This window comes from Microbacterium sp. NPDC058389 (assembly GCF_042722305.1).
GTDB lineage: Bacteria > Actinomycetota > Actinomycetes > Actinomycetales > Microbacteriaceae > Microbacterium.
On the sequence record NZ_JBHXJQ010000003.1, the window covers coordinates 190,335 to 203,616 of the forward strand.

At 71.0% G+C, this 13,282-nt stretch carries 12 protein-coding genes; 10 read left to right on the plus strand and 2 right to left on the minus strand.

Going from position 1 to position 13,282, the window contains the following annotated elements:
• The first annotated feature begins 3 nt into the window (after positions 1-3).
• The 9 genes from ACFWJ8_RS06095 to ACFWJ8_RS06135 all read left to right on the plus strand — a co-directional run bounded on the left by ACFWJ8_RS06095 (position 4) and on the right by ACFWJ8_RS06135 (position 10,331).
• Positions 4-2,001 carry a M13 family metallopeptidase gene (locus ACFWJ8_RS06095; RefSeq protein WP_378809867.1) on the plus strand — a complete coding sequence of 666 codons (1,998 nt, stop codon included), beginning with the start codon at positions 4-6 and terminating at the stop codon, positions 1,999-2,001.
• Positions 2,002-2,087: 86 nt separating this feature from the next.
• Positions 2,088-2,999, plus strand: coding sequence for a serine hydrolase (locus tag ACFWJ8_RS06100; protein ID WP_378809868.1), 912 nt, complete (start codon positions 2,088-2,090; stop codon positions 2,997-2,999).
• A 213-nt stretch (positions 3,000-3,212) separates the two neighbouring features.
• Positions 3,213-4,220, plus strand: a complete 1,008-nt coding sequence (locus ACFWJ8_RS06105) for an NAD(P)-dependent alcohol dehydrogenase (protein ID WP_378809869.1) — start codon at positions 3,213-3,215, stop codon at positions 4,218-4,220.
• Between the two features lie 122 nt (positions 4,221-4,342).
• Positions 4,343-5,299 (plus strand): nucleoside hydrolase, encoded by a 957-nt coding sequence (locus tag ACFWJ8_RS06110; protein ID WP_378809871.1) that lies wholly within the window; start codon positions 4,343-4,345, stop codon positions 5,297-5,299.
• Positions 5,296-6,618 carry an ABC transporter substrate-binding protein gene (locus tag ACFWJ8_RS06115; protein WP_378809872.1) on the plus strand — a complete coding sequence of 441 codons (1,323 nt, stop codon included), beginning with the start codon at positions 5,296-5,298 and terminating at the stop codon, positions 6,616-6,618. The genes ACFWJ8_RS06110 and ACFWJ8_RS06115 overlap by 4 nt, the downstream gene beginning before the upstream one ends.
• Positions 6,600-7,589 carry a carbohydrate ABC transporter permease gene (locus ACFWJ8_RS06120; protein WP_378809873.1) on the plus strand — a complete coding sequence of 330 codons (990 nt, stop codon included), beginning with the start codon at positions 6,600-6,602 and terminating at the stop codon, positions 7,587-7,589. The genes ACFWJ8_RS06115 and ACFWJ8_RS06120 overlap by 19 nt, the downstream gene beginning before the upstream one ends.
• Entirely contained in the window at positions 7,586-8,455 is an 870-nt protein-coding gene (locus ACFWJ8_RS06125; RefSeq protein ID WP_378809874.1) for a carbohydrate ABC transporter permease, read from the plus strand. The genes ACFWJ8_RS06120 and ACFWJ8_RS06125 overlap by 4 nt, the downstream gene beginning before the upstream one ends.
• On the plus strand, positions 8,452-9,333 hold the full coding sequence (locus ACFWJ8_RS06130; protein WP_378809876.1) for a ribokinase: 882 nt from the start codon (positions 8,452-8,454) through the stop codon (positions 9,331-9,333). The genes ACFWJ8_RS06125 and ACFWJ8_RS06130 overlap by 4 nt, the downstream gene beginning before the upstream one ends.
• Positions 9,330-10,331, plus strand: a complete 1,002-nt coding sequence (locus tag ACFWJ8_RS06135) for a LacI family DNA-binding transcriptional regulator (RefSeq protein WP_378809877.1) — start codon at positions 9,330-9,332, stop codon at positions 10,329-10,331. The genes ACFWJ8_RS06130 and ACFWJ8_RS06135 overlap by 4 nt, the downstream gene beginning before the upstream one ends.
• A 253-nt stretch (positions 10,332-10,584) precedes the next feature.
• On the opposite strand, the gene purU is transcribed toward ACFWJ8_RS06135, so the two are convergent.
• Together purU and ACFWJ8_RS06145 are read right to left on the minus strand one after the other, a co-directional pair.
• Complete coding sequence (gene purU / locus ACFWJ8_RS06140) at positions 10,585-11,457, minus strand: formyltetrahydrofolate deformylase (protein ID WP_378809878.1); 873 nt, start codon at positions 11,455-11,457, stop codon at positions 10,585-10,587.
• Between the two features lie 46 nt (positions 11,458-11,503).
• Positions 11,504-11,890, minus strand: a complete 387-nt coding sequence (locus ACFWJ8_RS06145; protein WP_378809879.1) for a MerR family transcriptional regulator — start codon at positions 11,888-11,890, stop codon at positions 11,504-11,506.
• Positions 11,891-11,968: 78 nt separating this feature from the next.
• On the opposite strand from ACFWJ8_RS06145, the gene ACFWJ8_RS06150 reads away from it, so the two are divergent.
• Positions 11,969-13,177, plus strand: a complete 1,209-nt coding sequence (locus ACFWJ8_RS06150; RefSeq protein WP_378809881.1) for an MFS transporter — start codon at positions 11,969-11,971, stop codon at positions 13,175-13,177.
• The last annotated feature ends 105 nt before the right edge of the window (positions 13,178-13,282 follow it).

Consider the following 13,282-nt stretch of genomic DNA (forward strand, 5'->3'; position numbering starts at 1 on the left):
CGCATGACCGACGCCCCCCGCTCCGGTCTCGCGCTCGAGGAACTCAGCGCCGAGATCCGCCCTCAGGATGATCTGTTCCGCTACGTCAACGGCTCGTGGATCGAGCGGACGGACATCCCCGAAGACAAGGCGCGCTGGGGCTCGTTCCACCTGATCGCGGAGCAGGCCGAGAAGGACGTCCACGCGATCGTCGAGGAGTCGCAGCAGGCCGAGGCCGGCACGGAGGCCCGCAAGATCGGCGACCTCTACACGAGCTTCATGGACACCGAGCGCATCGAGGCGCAGGGTGCGGCCCCGCTGGCCGACACGCTCGCCCGCGTCGAGGCCGTCGCCGACATCCCCGGCTTCCTGCGCACGATCGGCGAGTTCGAGCGCGACGGCGTCGCGGCGCTCATCCACCTGTACATCGAGCCCGACCCCGGCAACCCGCAGCGCTACGTGCCGTTCTTCCTGCAGGGCGGGCTGTCGCTCCCGGACGAGAGCTACTACCGGCTCGAGAACTTCCAGGAGACGCGCATCGCGTTCCGCTCGCACGTGCACCGCATCCTGGAGCTCGCCGGGGTGACCGAGGCCGAGGCATCCGCCGACCGCATCGTCGCCCTCGAGACCGAGCTCGCCACCCACCACTGGGACAACGTGACGAGCCGGGATGCCGTCAAGACCTACAACCTCAAGACGTGGGACGAGGTGCAGGCCCTCGTCGGCGTCGACCTCACGCCGTGGCGCGACGGCGCCGCCCCCGAGCACGCGGACGCGTTCGCCGAGATCAACGTCTACCAGCCGAGCTTCTTCGGGGGCCTCGGCGCCCTGCTCGTCGAGGAGCGCCTCGAGGACTGGAAGGCGTGGCTGCGGTTCGCGGTCGTGCACTCCGCCGCCCCGTTCCTCTCGGAGGAGTTCGTCGCCGAGAACTTCGGCTTCTACGGCACCCAGCTCACCGGGGTCCCCGTCAACCGCGAGCGCTGGAAGCGCGGCGTCAGCCTCAGCGAGGCGGCCATGGGCGAGGCCATCGGCCGCGTCTACGTCGAGCGCCACTTCCCGCCGGCGGCGAAGGTCGCGATGGACGAGCTCGTCGGCAACCTCATCGAGGCGTACCGCCAGTCGATCACCGACCTGGAGTGGATGAGCCCCGAGACCCGCGAGCGCGCGCTCGCCAAGCTCGACGCCTTCACGCCGAAGATCGGCTACCCCGTGACGTGGAAGGACTACTCCACGCTCGAGATCGATGCCGAGGACGTCGTCGGCAACGTCCGCCGCGCGCACGTGTGGGAGCACGACCGCCAGCTCGCGAAGGTCGGCCAGCCGATCGACCGCGACGAGTGGTTCATGACGCCGCAGACCGTCAACGCGTACTACAACCCGCTGATGAACGAGATCGTGTTCCCGGCGGCGATCCTGCAGTACCCGTTCTTCGACGCCGATCGCGATGCGGCCGCCAACTACGGCGGCATCGGCGCGGTCATCGGTCACGAGATCGGCCACGGCTTCGACGACCAGGGCAGCCGCTTCGACGGCGACGGGTCGCTGCGCGACTGGTGGACCGACGACGACCGCGCCGCGTTCGAGGAGCGCACCAAGAGCCTCATCGCGCAGTACGACGCGCTCGTGCCGCAGGGGCTCGCCGACGAGAACCACGTCAACGGCGCGCTCACGATCGGCGAGAACATCGGCGACCTCGGCGGCCTCGGCATCGCGATCCGGGCGTACGCCCTGTCGCTCGGCACCGACGAGGCCGGCGACCCGTCGACGAGCTCAGGGGGCGCGGCGCCCGAGATCGACGGCTTCACCGGCATCCAGCGACTGCTCCTCAGCTGGGGGCAGATCTGGCAGCAGAAGGGCCGCGACGCCGAGACCATCCGCCTGCTGACGATCGACCCGCACTCGCCGAACGAGTTCCGGTGCAACCAGATCGTGCGCAACATCGACGCGTTCTACGACGCGTTCGGTGTCACCGAGTCGGATGCGCTCTGGCTCGACGAGGATCAGCGCGTCACCATCTGGTGACCGCTGACCCCCTACCCCCGACGCCACGCTGGAACGGGCGTCGCCACCGCACCACACCGAGAACTGGGGAAGGACGCTCCGTGGGCATGGAGCCCCGAAAGGATGCCGAGTCGCTGCGGGGGGCGCGACGGAGCACCGGGAAACGACTGCCGAAGCGCGCAGCCGTCGGTCGTCGTTCGTTCGCGTCGACGCTGAAGGCGCTCGACGACCTCGCCGCGTCCGGAGCGAAGATCTCCGTGCGGATCACCGATCTCGACCGCGGCACGTCGGTGCTTTCGGGCGACGACTTCGTGACGCTGCCGGTGGCGGGGCTCGGCGTCGTGCCGCTGCTGATCGAGGTGGCGGCGGCGTTCGAGTCCGGACGCCTGGAGCCGCTGGAGATCATCGACCGGGCGCAGCACGAGGCCGTCGGCGTCGGCGGCGTGTGGCAGCACCTCAAGGCCCCCGCCCTGCCGCTGGTCGATCTCGCGGTGCTGACCGCGTCGACCGGCGACGCGTTGGCCGCCAATGCGCTGCTGGCGCGCGTGGGACTGCCGGCGGTGCGGGCGCGCATCGAGCAGTTGGGGCTCTCGCGCTCGGCACTGCTCGACCGCTTCCGTGACGAGCGCGGCCCCGACGACGCCCCGCACTTCGCACTGGGCTCGGCGCGAGAGCTCGCCGAGGTGTTCGCCGCCCTGGTCAACTCACAGGTCGTGTCGCCCGGCGTGAGCGCGCAGGTCGCCGAATGGCTCAGCCTCAACCATGACCTGTCGCTCGTCGCGTCCGCGACGGGCCTCGACCCGTTCTCGCACGAGAACGACGAGCACGGACTGCTCTTCATCAACAAGACCGGCCGGGATGCCGGCATCCGCGTCGAGGCGGGCGTGCTCGCCGGCCCGCGCGCCGGCGTCTCGTACGCGCTGATCGTGTGCTTCGACGATCTGTCGATCTCGCACCGGCTGCGTGCCCACGAGGCGTTCCGGATCCTCGGCACCGACCTCATGGAGTACGTGTTCTGATCGCCCTCGGGTGCTGATCGTTCGCTTGTGCGGGGTGCGGCGGGCGCGCGGGCGCCACGACCCTGCCGAGGTGACCGACGGCTCGGGATGCCGTGGCCCGCGGCATCCTCGGCGGTCGAGACTCTGCGGACTTCCCCGCGGGATGCAACTCGTGTAGACACGTGAGGACGCGCGGCGCCGCTGCCCGCGATCAGACGCGAAGAGGAGTCAGCCGTGGCCAACCGCACCGCCGTGATGCCGGAGCTTTCGAGGATCGAGATCGAGGACCGGCCGGTGCCGCAGCCCGCTCCGCGTCAGGCGCTCGTGCGCGTCGAGTCCGTGGGGGTGTGCGGCTCGGATGCGACGTACTTCACGGTCGGCTGCATCGGCGACTGGGTGGTCGACGGGCCGATCGTCCTCGGGCACGAGGTCGCGGGCACGGTGGTCGAGGTCGGCGCCGAGGTCACGCGGGTGAAGGTCGGCGACCGGGTCGCGATCGAGCCGGGGACGCCCTGCCGCGACTGCGAGGACTGCCTTGCCGGGAGCTACCACCTGTGCGCGGACCTCGTGTTCCTCGCGACACCTCCTTACGACGGTGCGCTGGCGCAGTTCATGACGATGGACGAGCGCAACCTGTTCCCGATGCCGGACGGCATGAGCTTCGACGAGGGCGCGATGCTCGAGCCGCTGTCGGTGGGCATCTGGGCGTGCCGTCGGGCCGCCATGAGGCCGGGCGACCGCGTGCTGGTCACGGGGGCCGGGCCGGTCGGGGTGCTGGCGGCGCAGGTGGCGCGGGCGTTCGGCGCGTCGAGCGTGCGCGTGGTCGACGTGTCGCCGTACCGGCTGGAGCTCGCCGCTGCGCTCGGGTTCGAAGTCGAGCAGGCGGGCGGCGGCAGCCACGAGCCCGAGTTCGACGTGCTGCTGGAGTGCTCCGGGGCGCCCACCGCGCTGGCCGACGGACTCTGGCGGCTGCGCAACGGCGGCCGCGCGGCGATGGTGGGCATGCCCAAGCAGGCGGTCGAGCTGCCTCTGTCGCGGCTGAACGTCCGCGAGCTCACGGTGTCGCTCGTGAACCGCTACGCGCACACGTGGCCGACGGCCATGGCGCTGGTCGCCTCGGGACGAGTGGATGCCGCATCCATCGTCACCCATCACTTCCCGCTCGACGGCACGGTCGATGCGCTGCTGCTCGCCAAGACTGAGCCGACCTCGATGAAGGCCGTCATCCACCCGCAGCGCTGACGGCTGCAGCGCTCGCGGCGACCGTTTCCGGATTGTGATCAACTCGTGTTGACCATCCTCTTGCAACCGTCGTTCAACTCGTGTTGACTGGCGCCCGTACTCAACGAGGAGGAGTGTTCGCAGTGGAACGAGTGGTACTGGATGTAGACCTGGCGATGGGGGCTCCGGGCAGCGACATCGACGACGGGTTCGCGCTGGCGCTGGCGCTCGCCGACCCCGGCATCGCGCTCGAGCTCGTCACGACGGTGAACGGCAACACCGATGCCGACACCGCGACCGCACTGACAATGGAGCTGCTGCACCGGCTGGGGCGCCCCGACGTCCCCGTCGTGCGGGGAGCGAAGCGTCCGCTGGTGCGGCCGCAGGCGCGGCAGGGCTCGCTCCCGGCCGACGTGCCGGTGCGCGAGCCGCGCGAGGGCGTCGCCGCCCAGGCGATGGTCGAGATCGTGCGCGCCAACCCGGGTGAGATCACGCTCGTCGCCGTGGGCCCGCTCACCAACGTCGCGCTCGCGATGCGCCTCGACCCGGGCTTCGCGGGGGCGCTCAAGTCGCTCGTGATCATGGGCGGCGTCTTCGAGGGGCAGACGAACAACGCCGCCATGCCGGGCGAGTTCAACATCTGGTGCGACCCCGAGGCCGCGGCCGTCGTGCTCGACTCCGGCATCGCCGCGAAGTGGGTGGGCCTGGACGTCACCCTGCAGGTGCGCGTCGAGCGGGACCAGGCGCTCGGGATGGCGGCGAGCGACCGGCAGTTCACGGCGTTCGCAGGGGAGTACACGGCCGCCTGGATCGACCACCTCGCCGAGATCGACGAGCCCGGTGTGACGTCCTGTGCGATGCACGACCCGCTCGCGGTCGCGGCCGTCACCCGCCCCGACCTCCTCACGTGGCGCGACGCACACGTCGCCGTGAGCCAGGCGGACCTCACGCGCGGCGTGATGGTCTGCGACTTCCGCTGCACCGGCAGCGGTCCCGACGGGACGCCGCGTCCCGCCCGTCCCAATGCCTCGGTCGCCGTCGCCGTCGACGTCGCCGGGTTCAACAACCATTTCCTCAAGAATCTGGAGGCCATCGCATGACCCGTGCCGCATTCGGCAAGACCCTCGCGCTCGGCGCCGCTGCAGCAGTGCTGCTCGCCGGCTGCGCCTCAGACTCCTCGTCGGCCGACCCGTCCGGCGACTGGAGCATCCCCGACGAGGACCCGACCGCCAAGATCAACGTCGTCGGGATCATCGACCCCGTCGCCGACAACATGGCCGAGGTGATCGACGCGTTCGAGAAGGCGCACCCGACCATCGACGTCAACTACCAGTACGTGCCCTTCGACGACCTCAACAGCGTGCTGGACACCCGCATCACGTCCAAGAGCGGCGACCCCGACGTGTTCTGGGTGGATCAGCCGCGTGTGCCCGCACTGTCGGCCCGCGGGTACCTCGAAGACCTCACCGCGCAGTTCTCCGACCGCATCGACGGCCTCGTCCCTGCCACCGTCGAGTCGAGCTCGTACGACGGCAAGCTGTGGTCGGTGCCGATCGCCAACTCCACGCAGGTGCTGTTCTACAACAAGGACATCCTGGATGCCGCCGGCATCACCCCGCCAGGCTCCAGCGGTGAGCGCGTCACCTGGCAGCAGCTCAAGGAGCTCGCGGCGCAGGCGCAGGCCTCCGGCGGTGCCGACATCGGCCTGATGGTCGGCCAGCCGGACCGGTATTACCAGCTGGAGCCGCTCCCGGTGTCGGCCGGCGGCGGTGTCGGCGTGACCGGCGACGACATGCTCACGCCCGACATCACCAACGACGGCTGGGTCGACGCGATGACCTACTACGGCTCGCTGTTCAGTGACGGCGTCTCGCCGAAGGGCATCACACCCGAGCAGACCGATGCCACCTTCCTCGCCGGCAAGACGGCGTTCTTCGTCGAGGGCAACTGGATGGTCCCGAAGATGCAGGACGCGACGTTCGCGTGGGGTGCGGCCCTGAACCCGGTGTGGGAGGGCGGTGACCCGGCGACGCCGACCGGCTCGTGGTCGCTCGGCATCAACCCCTTCTCGAAGAACAAGGAGGCCGCGGCGATCTTCATCGACTGGATGGCGATCGACGGGCAGGGCGGCTACGGCGAGTACCGTGACTTCGCGGAGCTGCCGGCGAACATCAAGGGTCTCGAGTCGTACCTCGCCGGCCCCGCGTTCACATCGTCCGAGGGCGGCAAGCAGTCGGCCGAGGTCGTGAACGAGGAGTCCACGACGACGGCAGTCGCGCGGGCGTCCACCGTCGGCTACATCGAGTTCGAGGAGATCATCGGCCGCGCGTTCTCCGACATCGCGAACGGCGCCGACCCCGCCACCGCGCTGGCCGCGGCAGAGACCGAGCTGAACGGCGCATGGAAGCAGTACAAGTGATCGAGGCGGTGGGGACTCCGCAGGGGGTCCCCACCCCGCCGCGCGCCGACGACCCGCCGGCCGTCGCACGTGGGGCCCGCCCGGTCCGGGCGCGCCGCCGCCGGGTCGGACGCACGTGGCTGATGGTCGCGGCGTTCCTGGCGCCCGCCGTGGTGACCATCCTGCTCATCCGCATCATCCCGTTCATCGGCGCGGTGATCTCCACACTCCACGTCCGCGACGGCATCGGGCTGCTCGCCGAGGAGCGGTTCGCCGGCTTCCAGAACTACATCGAGCTGCTGTCGGACCCGCTGTTCCAGGCGACGCTCGGACGCACGCTGCTGTTCAACGTCATCATCAACCCGCTCCAGATCGCGCTCGCCCTCGTGATCGCGGTGCTGCTGACCCGGCGGGTGCCCGCGCGCGGACTGTGGCGCATGGCGGTCTTCATCCCGTGCACGATCCCGCTCGTGGGCTCGTCGATCGCGTGGGGCGTCGCGCTGCGCGCGGACGGGCCGATCAACGGGATCCTGCAGGCGCTGGGGCTGCCCGCCCAGCCGTTCCTGTCGTCTCCGACGCAGGCGCTCGCGAGCATCATGCTCGTCGCCTCGTGGGTGGGCATCGGGTACTGGATGATCTTCCTCATCGCGGGGATCAACGAGATCCCCGACGAGCTCTACGAGGCGGCATCCCTCGACGGTGCAGGCGCGTGGCGCAGCTTCTGGTCGGTCACGCTGCCGATGCTCAAGCGGCCGCTGCTGTTCGTGCTGGTCGCCGACACCGTCGCGAACTTCGTGCTGTTCGTGCCCATGCAGATGCTCACCGGCGGCGGGCCGCAGAACTCCACCACGATGCTCATGTTCGACGCCTACCGGCGCACCTACACGTACTCGCAGCCGAACCAGGGCGCGACGGCGACGGTCATCCTGACGGTCCTCATGCTCATCATCGTGTTCGTGCAGTTCCGCCTGCTGAAGGAGGACGCCCGATGACCGCCCTGACCACCCGGAGGCGATCGATGCGCGGTCGCGTCCTCGCCCAGCGCTGGCTGCTCGGGCTGCTCGCCGCACTCGTCGGCCTGCTGTTCGTTCTGCCCGCGATCTGGATGCTGCTCGGCTCGCTGCGACCCGGCAGCGACGTGATCGGCAGCGTCAGCCCCCTCAGCTGGAACACGCTCATCCCCGACGTCTGGACCCTCGACAACTACGCGTCGCTGTTCGGGCCGCTGCGGTTCGGACAGGCGCTGATGAACTCGCTGATCGTCGGCTTCGCGAGCGTCGCGCTGGGCCTGGCGATCTCGATCCCGGCCGCGTACGCGCTCAGCGTGTTCCGCTTCCCCGGGAGGGAGCTCGTGTTCGCGGTCCTGGTGGTCGGCTTCATGATCCCGTTCGAGGCGATCGCGATCCCGCTCGCCCAGATCTTCACGCAATGGCATCTCGACAACACCTATATCGGCCTGATCCTGCCGGGCATCGGCAACGGCCTGGCGATCTTCAACCTGCGACAGTTCTTCCTGGGCATCCCGCCGGAGCTGCACGAGGCATCCCGGGTCGACGGCGCGTCCGAATTCCGCACGATGACGCAGGTCTACCTGCCACTGAGCGTGACGCCGGTGATCAACTCGGCGCTGCTGATCTTCCTGGCGCAGTGGAGCGCGTACCTGTGGCCGCTGCTCGTGGTCTCGGACGACGACATCCAGGTCGCCGCGATCGCACTGTCGCGGACGTTCTCGGACACGAGCTTCAACTTCGGGCAGATGTTCGGCGGTGCCCTGGTCATCTCGGTGATCCCTGCGGTCCTGCTGCTCGTGCTGCAGCGCTACTTCACCCAGTCCGTGGCGACGAAAGGCCTGAAGTGACGGATGTCGTCGTCGTGGGATCGGTCAATTACGACCTGGGGCTGCGAGTGCAGCGGCTGCCGTGGGCGGGCGAGACGGTGCTGTCGTCCTCGCTCACCCGGCGTTCGGGGGGCAAGGGGGCGAACCAGGCGGTCGCGGTCCGCGAAGCGGGGGCGTCGTGCGCGATGGTCGGCGTCGTCGGTGCCGACGGTGCTGCGCTGGTCGGGCAGCTGGAGGAGGCCGGTGTCGATGTCACGCGCATCCGCTCCGACCCCGGCGCCACCACCGGCACGGCGGTCATCATGATCGACGACGACGGGCAGAACTCGATCATCGTCTCGTCGGGGGCGAACGACGCCCTCACCGCGGCGGAGGTCCGTGCGGCGATCGCCGGGACGCGAGGCGCACGCGTCGTGCTGACGCAGGGCGAGTCGCCGGTCGCGGCGATCGCGGCCGCCGCGGAGGCAGCGGAGGCGGCATCCCTTCGCTTCGTGCTCAACCTGGCGCCGGCGATCGACGTCCCGCGGCACGTGGTCGCCGTCGCCGACCCCCTGGTGGTCAACGAGCTCGAAGCGGAGGAGACCGCGCTGGCGCTGGGCGTCGGCACCGACGACCTGTCGGGTCCGGATCTCGCCGAGGCGCTGGCCGAGGTCGCGCGATCGGTTGTGATTACACTGGGCGCGGGCGGGGCCGTGTGGGCCGCGCGCGGAGAGGGCGGACGAGCGCATGCGCAACGAGTCGAGGTCATCGACACGACCGGCGCCGGCGACGCGTTCGTGGGTGCCATGGTGGCGCGGCTGACGCGCGGGGGCGACCTCGCGGCCGCCGTCGACAGCGGCGTCTCGGCCGGGACGCGGGCCGTGCAGTACGCCGGTGCCCGCGCCGCGGAGGCGCGATGACGTCGGTGCGGCGGGCGGACGTCGCGCAGGCCGCGGGGGTGTCGCCGGCGGTGGTCAGCTACGTGCTCAACGGCGGCCCGCGCCCGGTGTCGGCCGATGCGCGTCGCCGTGTCGAGGCGGCGATCGCCGAGCTCGGGTATCGCCCGAACAAGATCGCACAGGCCCTGCGCGGCACGCGGACGCACTCGATCGCGATGCTCATGCCCGACCACCTCAACCCGCACTTCGCCGAGCTCGCCCAGGCGATGGAGGATGAGGCGCAGCGCCGCGGCTACGTGCTGATCATCGGCACGGCCGCCAACGACGTCGAGCGCGAGCAGAGCTACCTGCGCTCGTTCCTGGACCGGCAGGTGGACGGCGTCGTGCTGATCAGCGCCGCCGCCGACCCCGACGTGCACGAGATCGAGGCCGCCGGCATCCCGCTCGTGCTGCTTGACCGCGCCGCGGTCGGCGCGACGCACTCGAGCGTCGTGACCGACAACCGCGCCGCCGCCGCGCTGGGTGTGCGGCACCTGCAGGAGCACGGGCGCAGTCGGCTGCGGTTCCTGTCGGGCCCCGCGGAGCTCGAACCCGTGCGGGAGCGCGATCAGGGCTGGCACGAGACGACGGGCGACCGCGGCGACGATTCCGTGTGGCGCAGCGCGTTCTCGCGCGAGGCGGGCTATCGCGCGGTGCAAGCGGCGATCGCCGCGTCGGGGGTCGACTTCGACGGCCTGTTCACCGCGAGCGACGCCCAGGCCATCGGCGCGCTGCGGGCGCTGCGCGAGGCCGGAGCCCGCGTGCCCGACGACGTCGCCCTGGTGTCGCTCGACGGCTCAGAGGCGGGGCTCTACACGCTCCCTGCGCTGACGTCGGTCGTGCAGGACGTGCACCGCCTCGCCGCGGAAGCCGTCGAGATCCTCGTCGCCCGCGCCGACGCCTCGGCGCCCACGCACCTCGTGCTCGAGCCGTCGCTGCGCATCCTGCAGTCGTGCGGCTGCCCGCTCGCGGCGGACTGACGCTCAGCGCGTGCCGCCCCGCCGGGCCGGGCGACACGGCCGCGGCGATCGACGCGGAGCTGCGCCTGGTCTGACCCGAACCCGTCAGGAATTCAGGAGAACCACGGCCGGTCGGCTCTGCGCGAGGGCGCTTGACGGCGTTTCTCCTGAATTCTCGCCGCGGGCCGACGCGGCCCGACCCGGGCCTCCGCGGGCCGACGCGGCCCGACCCGGGCCTCCGCGGCCCGACGCGGGCCGACGCGAACGGCCGACCTCAGAAGATGATCGTGTGGTTGCCGTGACGCAGCACGCGGTCCTGCGCGTGCCACAGCACGGCGCGCGAGAGCACCTGGCGCTCGACGTCGGCGCCGCGGCGGGCGAGCTCGGATGCCGAGTCGGCGTGGGTGACGCGCACGGTGTCCTGCTCGATGATCGGGCCCTCGTCGAGGTCGTCGGTGACGTAGTGGGAGGTCGCGCCGATGAGCTTGACGCCCCGCTCCTTCGCCTTCTTGTACGGCTCGGCGCCGATGAAGGCGGGCAGGAACGAGTGGTGGATGTTGATCACCGGCACGCCCAGCTCGGCGAGGAAGTCGCCCGACAGGATCTGCATGTAGCGCGCCAGCACGACGAAGTCGACGTTGCCCTTGAGCAGCTCGAGGATCTTCGCCTCGGACGCCGACTTGTCGGGCCCGGGCACGCCGGGCACGTGGAAGAACGGCACGCCGAACGAGCGCACGTCCTCGGCCGACGTGGTGTGGTTCGAGATCACCATCGGCACCGTCACCGGCAGGTCGCCGCGGCGGTGGCGCCACAGCAGGTCGAGCAGGCAGTGGTCCTGCTTGGACGACAGGATCGCCATGCGCTTGGGCACGGACTGGTCGGTCAGCGACCACTCCAGCTCGAAGCCCTCGAGCGTCTGCGCGATCTCGGTCTCGATGAGCGGGCGGTCCGCGGCGAAGCCGGGGCGGTGGAACACCACGCGCTGGAAGTACGCGCCCCCGGTCGGGTCGTCCGAGTACTGGTCGAACGCGACGATGTTGCCGCCGATTCGGGTGATCATGGCCGACACGGCCGCGACGATCCCCGGCCGGTCGCTGCCGTGCACGATGAGGCAGACGTGATCGGGCTTGAGCTGTTCGGCGGCCATTGTTCGATTCTGCCCTGTCATGGTGTGAAGAGGAGACGGGATGCTGTCACGCCGGGGGTGCGGCATCCACGAGGTCGTCGTTGCGGGTGAGGGCAAGGAACCGGGCGACGGAGTCGCGGCTGCGGGTGAGGCAGGCGAGCCGGTCGTTCAGGGCGGCGAGCTCGGTGGCGAGCATCGCGCCGAGCTCGCGCGAGCACACCGGGGGCGTGCCGTCGGCGCACGCCAGCTCGACGTCGAGCACGACCTTCGCCAGTCGCGTGGTGAGCCCCGACTGCACGAGGCCTCTGGCGCGCGTCGCGCGCTCGACGTCGGCCTCGTCGTAGGAGCGATAGCCGTTGGCCGACCGCGTGGACGTGACCAGTCCCTGCTCTTCGTAATAGCGCAGCATGCGTGTCGGGATGCCGGTGCGCTCCGACAGTTCGCCGATCTTCATGGGGTGCCGCCTCGTGTGTCGTCGCGTTTCGGGCGAAAGGTTGACATTGACATTGATGTCAAAGTTTAGCCTCGCTGCATGACCACGTCCACGGCATCCGTCGCCGTCTCCTCGCCTCCTGTCGTCCGCTTCCCGCTCGGTGCGCTGCTGCTGCTGTCGCTCGGGGTGTTCGTCACGGTGACCGCCGAGTCGCTGCCGGCCGGCCTCATGCCCGAGATGGCGGCCGAGTTCGGTGTGGATCCGCTGCGGATCGGCCTGCTGGTCTCGGTGTGGGCACTCGTCGTGATCGGCACGAGCCTGCCGCTCACGCGGGCGACGCGCCGCCTCGACCGCCGCGTCGTGGTCGCCGCCTCGCTGACCGTGTTCGCGCTCGCGAACGTGGCCACCGCGTTCGCGCCGAGCTACGAGTTCGCGTTCGCCACGCGGGTGGTGGCCGCGATCGCGCACGGCGTGTTCTGGGCGATCGTCATCGTGTACGCGTCCTCGCTGCTGACCGGCTCGCAGCTGGGCAGGGGCCTCGCGCTCGTGACCGGCGGGGGCACGGCCGCCACCGTCCTGGGGCTGCCGGCGGCGACCGCGCTCGCTCAGGTGACGAGCTGGCGCGTGTCGTTCGCCGTGATGGGGATCGGGATGCTGCTGCTCGCGGTCGTCGTGCTGCGACGGCTGCCGCGCTCGATCGTGGCGCCGGTGCCGGCCGGGACCCGGGAACCCCTGCGGCACGACCGGTCCATCCCGGCCCTGGTCGCCTTCGGCCTGTCCGGCCTGCTCATCGGGCTCGCGCAGTTCCTGTCGTTCGTCTACATCCGGCCGTACCTGGCTGACGCCGCGGGGGTCGCCGACGCGTGGGCGAGCGTGCTGCTGTTCGTCTTCGGCGCCGCGGGCATGGCGGGGGTGGCGGTCGCGGGTGCGCTCGCCGACCGGTTCCCGCGCTCGGCGCTCACCGCCACGCTCGTCCTGTTCGCGCTGGCCTTCGCGGCGCTCGCCCTGTTCCCCGGGCAGCTCGCGGTCGTGGTGGCCGCGCTGGCGCTGTGGGGCGCGGCGACCGGCGCCGTCTTCCCGCTCATCCAGACGGCGCTCATGCGGGCGGCGTCCGACCGCCTGCGCGACCTCGCGAGCGCCGCCATCATCGTGCTGTTCAACGTCGGGATCGCCGCGGGCTCGTGGGCCGGTGGACAGCTGAGCAGCGCCTTCGGCCCGACGGCGAACCCCGCCGTCTCGGGAGCGGCCGTCCTGCTCGCAGCGGTGCTCGCGGCCGTGGGTGCGGCGCTGGCCTCCCGGCGGGGGTGATGTCGGACGTGGGGGGGGGGGGGGGGCCCGGCGGCCACCCCCGCCCCCCGGACCCCCCCCCCGCCCCGGGACCGCACCACCCCGAGCAACGGGGCCCCCGCGGGG

Coding starts and splice junctions, on each gene's coding strand:
- ACFWJ8_RS06095 (WP_378809867.1), top strand. CDS start 4: ATGACCGACGCCCCCCGCTCCGGTCTCGCGCTCGAGGAACTCAGCGCC.
- ACFWJ8_RS06100 (WP_378809868.1), top strand. CDS start 2,088: ATGGAGCCCCGAAAGGATGCCGAGTCGCTGCGGGGGGCGCGACGGAGC.
- ACFWJ8_RS06115 (WP_378809872.1), top strand. CDS start 5,296: ATGACCCGTGCCGCATTCGGCAAGACCCTCGCGCTCGGCGCCGCTGCA.
- ACFWJ8_RS06120 (WP_378809873.1), top strand. CDS start 6,600: ATGGAAGCAGTACAAGTGATCGAGGCGGTGGGGACTCCGCAGGGGGTC.
- ACFWJ8_RS06125 (WP_378809874.1), top strand. CDS start 7,586: ATGACCGCCCTGACCACCCGGAGGCGATCGATGCGCGGTCGCGTCCTC.
- ACFWJ8_RS06135 (WP_378809877.1), top strand. CDS start 9,330: ATGACGTCGGTGCGGCGGGCGGACGTCGCGCAGGCCGCGGGGGTGTCG.
- purU (WP_378809878.1), bottom strand. CDS start 11,457: ATGGCCGCCGAACAGCTCAAGCCCGATCACGTCTGCCTCATCGTGCAC.
- ACFWJ8_RS06145 (WP_378809879.1), bottom strand. CDS start 11,890: ATGAAGATCGGCGAACTGTCGGAGCGCACCGGCATCCCGACACGCATG.
- ACFWJ8_RS06150 (WP_378809881.1), top strand. CDS start 11,969: ATGACCACGTCCACGGCATCCGTCGCCGTCTCCTCGCCTCCTGTCGTC.